Origin of the sequence: Okeania sp. SIO2F4 (genome assembly GCF_010672385.1) — a bacterium.
Lineage (GTDB): Bacteria > Cyanobacteriota > Cyanobacteriia > Cyanobacteriales > Microcoleaceae > Trichodesmium.
Genome location: NZ_JAAHGT010000679.1, coordinates 1 through 5,355 on the forward strand (window position 1 = coordinate 1; position 5,355 = coordinate 5,355).

The 5,355-nt window shown below is 34.1% G+C and carries 7 protein-coding genes; 6 read left to right on the forward strand and 1 reads right to left on the reverse strand.

Going from position 1 to position 5,355, the window contains the following annotated elements; genetic code table 11:
* Nucleotides 1–101: 101 nt before the first annotated feature.
* Complete coding sequence (locus F6K22_RS30310; RefSeq protein ID WP_293106764.1) at nt 102–572, reverse strand: methanogen output domain 1-containing protein; 471 nt, start codon at nt 570–572, stop codon at nt 102–104.
* 55 nt (nt 573–627) lie between these two features.
* On the opposite strand from F6K22_RS30310, the gene F6K22_RS30315 reads away from it, so the two are divergent.
* The 6 genes from F6K22_RS30315 (at nt 628) to F6K22_RS30340 (ending at nt 5,323) form a co-directional block, all read left to right on the forward strand.
* Entirely contained in the window at nt 628–750 is a 123-nt protein-coding gene (locus F6K22_RS30315; protein WP_293106766.1) for a hypothetical protein, read from the forward strand.
* Between the two features lie 334 nt (nt 751–1,084).
* Nucleotides 1,085–1,822: an RNA-guided endonuclease InsQ/TnpB family protein gene (locus F6K22_RS30320; RefSeq protein WP_293106769.1), complete on the forward strand. Its 738-nt coding sequence runs from the start codon at nt 1,085–1,087 to the stop codon at nt 1,820–1,822.
* 119 nt (nt 1,823–1,941) lie between these two features.
* Nucleotides 1,942–2,121, forward strand: coding sequence for a zinc ribbon domain-containing protein (locus tag F6K22_RS30325; protein ID WP_293106772.1), 180 nt, complete (start codon nt 1,942–1,944; stop codon nt 2,119–2,121).
* The gene (locus F6K22_RS30330; RefSeq protein ID WP_293106775.1) at nt 2,118–3,353 is read left to right on the forward strand and encodes a glycosyltransferase; all 1,236 of its coding nucleotides are present in this window, start codon (nt 2,118–2,120) and stop codon (nt 3,351–3,353) included. Before F6K22_RS30325 ends, F6K22_RS30330 begins: the two co-directional genes overlap by 4 nt.
* Nucleotides 3,354–3,554: 201 nt before the next feature.
* Nucleotides 3,555–4,457, forward strand: a complete 903-nt coding sequence (locus F6K22_RS30335; protein ID WP_293106778.1) for an L-histidine N(alpha)-methyltransferase — start codon at nt 3,555–3,557, stop codon at nt 4,455–4,457.
* A 224-nt stretch (nt 4,458–4,681) separates the two neighbouring features.
* Nucleotides 4,682–5,323 carry a DegT/DnrJ/EryC1/StrS family aminotransferase gene (locus F6K22_RS30340; protein ID WP_293106781.1) on the forward strand — a complete coding sequence of 214 codons (642 nt, stop codon included), beginning with the start codon at nt 4,682–4,684 and terminating at the stop codon, nt 5,321–5,323.
* The last annotated feature ends 32 nt before the right edge of the window (nt 5,324–5,355 follow it).

The following is a 5,355-nucleotide window of genomic DNA, read 5'->3' on the forward strand; positions in this document are numbered from 1 at the left end:
GTTATCCATCGCAGTTTGTACGCGCTGGATTACATCTTGCAATACCTGGGAGTGCATAGACTTATATTCAGGAAATAGTTTTTTAGTCTGTGTTAAATCTGCTAGTTGAACAGTTTCCCACAAGACAAGCCAGAATCACCCTCTGCAATTGTTTTTTGTAGTTCAACCTTAGCATATCCTAAATTATTCGCTGTAATTGAACCAAAGACATTAGAAGTCATCATACACATAGATGGACGACCAATTACCTTGTCTCCAAAAGGACAAACTCGGTTACCCAAAACAATCTTTTCATCATCTTGTTCGATGATATAAAAATCCCCCTGAATTCTTTTTTTCAAATCAATTAATACTTGAGCAATTTGTTCTCTAGACAGGTTAGATACTTTTAGTGCAGATTTATAGTCAGAATTGATTTGATCTCCCATGGTTTGACCCACCACACTAATAAAACCTGCCGCTTCTTCCAAACCGACAACTTTTTGTAATGTTCCTGATAATTCCCGAATTAAATTTCGTAAAAACAAATCTCTCTCTAGAGGTATGTCAAGATCAGAAATAGAGGTTTTCATAACTAAAATTTATTTAGATCGGTTTTTTTTATAATATATCATTAAATTTCAAATATTGTTTCTCACATCTGTTGATAGTGCTACTTTTAATCTATCAGAGCAAACCCATCTAAATTTTTTGACAGAAGACCAAAATTTATTATGTTTCCAGCAAGTAGCGATCGCTCACCGCTATTAACAAATCAAATCCAATAGACCTCTCCAATAATAAAAAATAAAATTAATTATCCTGCATAAATCATCAATTATTTCTCTGTGCTCCCTGCTCCCTGCTCCCTGCTCCCTACTCCCTCTTTTCTGGAGATGTCTAATTGCTAAATTAGTACCACATAACTATACTTTAAGTTGAAAAAATGAAAATAATAATCAATTAATGCCAACCCCTGAAGAGAATTGACTTAATCAACGAATAGCGATATAATACGTCAAAAGAGGTAGAATTTGACTGTAACTCAATCTCCATGAAATCAATTCATACCAAATTAAAACTCAATAATAAACAAAAAACTCTGATGGCTCAACACGCAGGCTATAGTAGATGGGTTTATAACTGGGGTTTAAGTTTATGGAATCAGGCTTATGTTGATGGTTACAAGCCAAATGGTCATAAACTTAGAGAGGTTTTTACCAATCACACAAAACCTCTTTATCCTTGGATGAAAAACTTGTCGTCTAGAGTCTATCAATATGCTTTCATCAATTTAGGTGAAGCATTTAAGAGGTTTTTTCAAGGGTTAGCCAAACACCCAAGGTTTAAGAAGAAAGGTAAACATAATTCCTTCACAATTGATAATTGCGGAAAACCAATAGAATTAAACGGATGGAATCATAAATTACCTTTTATTGGTATTGTCAAAAGTTATGAACCGATTGAGGCAACAGCTCAAAAAATTACTATTAGTAGACAAGCTTCGGATTGGTATCTTAGCTGTAGCTATGAATTTACATCAGGCACAACACCCAAAATAACGGATGTTATAGGTGTAGACTTGAGTGTGAAAACTTTAGCTACTTTAAGTGATGGAAAAGTATTTGAAAGTGTGAAACCACTTCAGAGTATGATAGCTAAGTTATCTCGGCTGCAATACCTACATCGCCATAAAAAGGTGGGTTCAGCTAACTGGAGGGCAGCACAACTGAAGATAGCCAAGCTACACAGGAAAGTAGCTAATATCCGTAAAGACGCGCTTCATAAATTGACAACATATCTAGCTAAAAACCACAGCGTTGTTGCTCAAGCGAAGATTTGAACGTCAGCGGTATGTTAGCTAACCACAAGCTAGCTAAATCAATAAGCAGATAGTGGTTTTATGAGTTTAGGCGACAGCTTGAATACAAGTGCCAATGGTAGGGTTGTGAGCTAGTAGTAGTGGATAGATTTTTTCCATCATCAAAGACTTGCAGTAGGTGCGGTCATGTTCAAGATATGCCACTCAGCCTTAGAACTTATAACTGCCCTGAGTGTGGGATATCTATAGACCGTGATTTGAACGCAAGTATCAATTTGCGTATAGGCGGTCGGGCAAGACCCGTCAATGCTTGTGGATGAGTAACCGCCGACGGTCTCAGTTGAAGCAAGAAGTAAATATTGAAATGTTACTTATTATGACGTTTTATGTCGATTTTATGAAGCAGGTACTCCAAATAATTTGCCTAATACCTATCCTCGGTGGATCTATATATTCAATTCTAAGTGTCTGGACAACCAAACATTTTTTTCAGAAAAGTATCCCAGACATAAATGCCACAGAAAAATTTAACCCTTCTGTAACTGTACTGAAACCAGTACGGGGTATTGAAAAAGACCTTAAGTCAAATCTGCGTACTATTGCTGTTCAAGATTGGCCTGAGTATCAGGTTATTTACTCTGTTCAAGACCCTCAAGATTCAGCTCTTCCCATTCTTCAGGATATTCAATTAGAAATAGGTAGCCAGAAAATTTCCGTTGTTATTGATAATAAAGAAGCAGGAGCTAATGGTAAAGTAAATAATTTACTTGGTGCAATAACTGAAGCACGCCACGACACAATTATTATCAGCGACAGTGACACCAATCTTAAACCTGACTATATTAAAAACATAATATCTCCTTTATCCAATCCCAACGTCGGATGTGTCTGTACTCTCTTTAAAGTCAAAAGTGCCCATCAATGGTTTGAGAAGATGGAACTATTAACTATGAATGCTGACTTTATTCCTAGCGTTATATTCGCAACAGTTACAGGAGCATCCAATGCTTGTTTAGGACCTTCCATCGCCATAAGTCGCAGCACATTACAAGAACTTGGTGGTTTAGAGAGTCTAGCAGATTATCTTGTAGAAGACTATGAACTTGGACGGAGAGTTTGGACTTCTGGAAAAAAAATGTTGCTTTTGCCATACATTATTGATGTGACTGTGGACTTGAAAAATTGGCAAAATTGGTGGACTCATCAAGTTTATTGGGACCAAAATACATATTTGGCACGTCCTTGGCCATTTATTGCAACTATATTAATTCGGGCAGTACCTTTTGCTATTTTGTTTGCTGTGGCACGAATGGGAGATTTATGGGGGTTAGGAGTATTGGGAATTACAGTTGTTTTAAGACTTTTGACTGCTGGGATAACTTTAAAAGAGTTGCAAGATATAGAAGGTTTTGCAAGTCTCTATTTATTGCCTTTGCGTGACACTTTTGGTTTAATATTTTGGTTTTTAGCGTTGACTAAACGTACAGTAGTATGGCGTGGTGTTAAGTACAAATTAATTAATAATGGAAAAATGGTTCCCTTCATTAATTGATAATTAATAATTGATAATTACCTTATGTAAAACTGTTAGGGAATTGAATATAAGGAAATATCCTAGCACTTTTTCTCCTTTAAAGAGTCGGCTCATTAATGGATAATGGATAATTACCTTATTATGATAAAAACTGTATTTTAATTCATAATTAAAGCTTTTATAGTATGATTTCGTTATTGCTTATAGAGGAAAATTATTGTGAGTTACTTTTACCAATCATTTCTTTGTGATGTCAAATCTCTATTTTTACGTCAACAGGAAGAAAATTTAGGTGCTTATTTGTACAGCACTCCCAATCCAGATATTAAGGACGATCCTGCTAATGGTGAAGCATATTACTTGGAAATAATATCTCAAAACTTAGACTACTACCTTTACAAAGAGGAAACGCAGTTAATTAATGATGTTGCCAGCAAAATTGCTACTTATGTTCCAGCAGAATCTAATTTGATAGAATTCGGTCCTGGTACAGATATAGCTTTCAAAAATAAAACTTTGCCTTTTTTAAAAGAAATTAAACAATTCAACAGCTATATTCCTATAGATTTGTGTGAAACTTATCTGGAGCAGAGCGAAGAAATTTTAAGTCGGGAATTGCCAAATATATCAGTTCAACCAATTAAGACAGACTTTATTAAGAATGTTGATATTGTAAAAAATTTCAGCTTACCTGTAGTTTTTTTTAAAGGAAGTACAATTAACAATCTTTCTACCAATGATTGTATTAATTTTTTAGGAAAAATTTCACAAGCAATAAAACCAAATGGTATATTAATTATTGGTGTAGATGCTAATCAAAATGAGTCATCATTAAGAAAAGCATACGATAATAGCAAAGTAGCAAAGTTTATACTTAGTATTTTATATTATATCAATCGTGATTTACCAATTTCTGACTTCGATCCTACTGCATTTAATTATGAATTCAATTGGGTAGCTGAAACTCATTGTGTGGAACATAATGTAATAGCAATAAAAGAACAAAATTTTATTCTAGATGGTATTCCTAGAAATATTAAGAGTGGGGAAAAATTTCATTTTTTAAGTTCTTATAAATATCCGATGGATTATTTTAAAAATATCGCTATAAAAGCAGGATGACAACCATTGGATTGTTTCTTAGAACTAAATAAACGGATTACAATTCATGTTTTAGAAGGTAAATAATTGGATTGATGAAATAATTTATTAATTGATTTTGAGATAACTATGGTCATACCAAATATAGTTACTATTAAGTTGGTTAGTTAAAATATTAAAATTTCGCTAGTTTGAATATTTTGATTTTTTTGAATCGGTAATTTAATAGATATTAAGCAAAGAACATGACAATAAATCAACAAATTAAACCATTTTATTTCGATATTACAGATGATGAAATTCAATACTTCTTATCAGAATCTGAGAAGATTTTAAGGTCTGGAAGACTAATTTTGGGGGAACATACCACAGCATTTGAACAAGCATTTGCTGAATATGTCGGTACAAAATACGCGATCGCTGTTAATAGTGGTTCTTCTGGACTAGAAATTATCTTACGCTTAAAAAAGGTTGAGGGAACAACTGTTTTAGTTCCTACCAATACTAACTTTGCCACTATTGCTATGGTAATTCGCGCTGGAGGAAAAGTTCAATATCTTGATATGGATGAGCAGACATTTGCACCATCCTTAGAAATGGTAAAAGAGGCAGTAGAAAAGGGTAAAAATCTCCCAGAGAAAATTTCTGGAGTGTTATGGGTTCATATTGGAGGTGTAATTTCTCCTGAGTTTCCCCAAGTGGTAGAATATTGTCATCAACAAGGGTTGTTTGTTCTCGAAGATACTGCTCATGCTCACGGTAGTAAAATAAATGGTGTCAGTGCTGGAAATTTAGGAGACGGTGCTGCTTTTTCGTTTTTCCCAACTAAAGTTATGATACAGACTACCGATATACTGGTTTTTGCACATCAGAAAAAGAGTAATTGACAAATAACAGACTTTAGTTAACATATTTTTTC

What these genes read in the sequence shown, in the direction of transcription:
- F6K22_RS30330 (WP_293106775.1), top strand. Translation starts at nt 2,118, where the DNA reads ATGAGTAACCGCCGACGGTCTCAGTTGAAGCAAGAAGTAAATATTGAA.
- F6K22_RS30320 (WP_293106769.1), top strand. Translation starts at nt 1,085, where the DNA reads ATGGCTCAACACGCAGGCTATAGTAGATGGGTTTATAACTGGGGTTTA.
- F6K22_RS30310 (WP_293106764.1), bottom strand. Translation starts at nt 572, where the DNA reads ATGAAAACCTCTATTTCTGATCTTGACATACCTCTAGAGAGAGATTTG.
- F6K22_RS30340 (WP_293106781.1), top strand. Translation starts at nt 4,682, where the DNA reads ATGACAATAAATCAACAAATTAAACCATTTTATTTCGATATTACAGAT.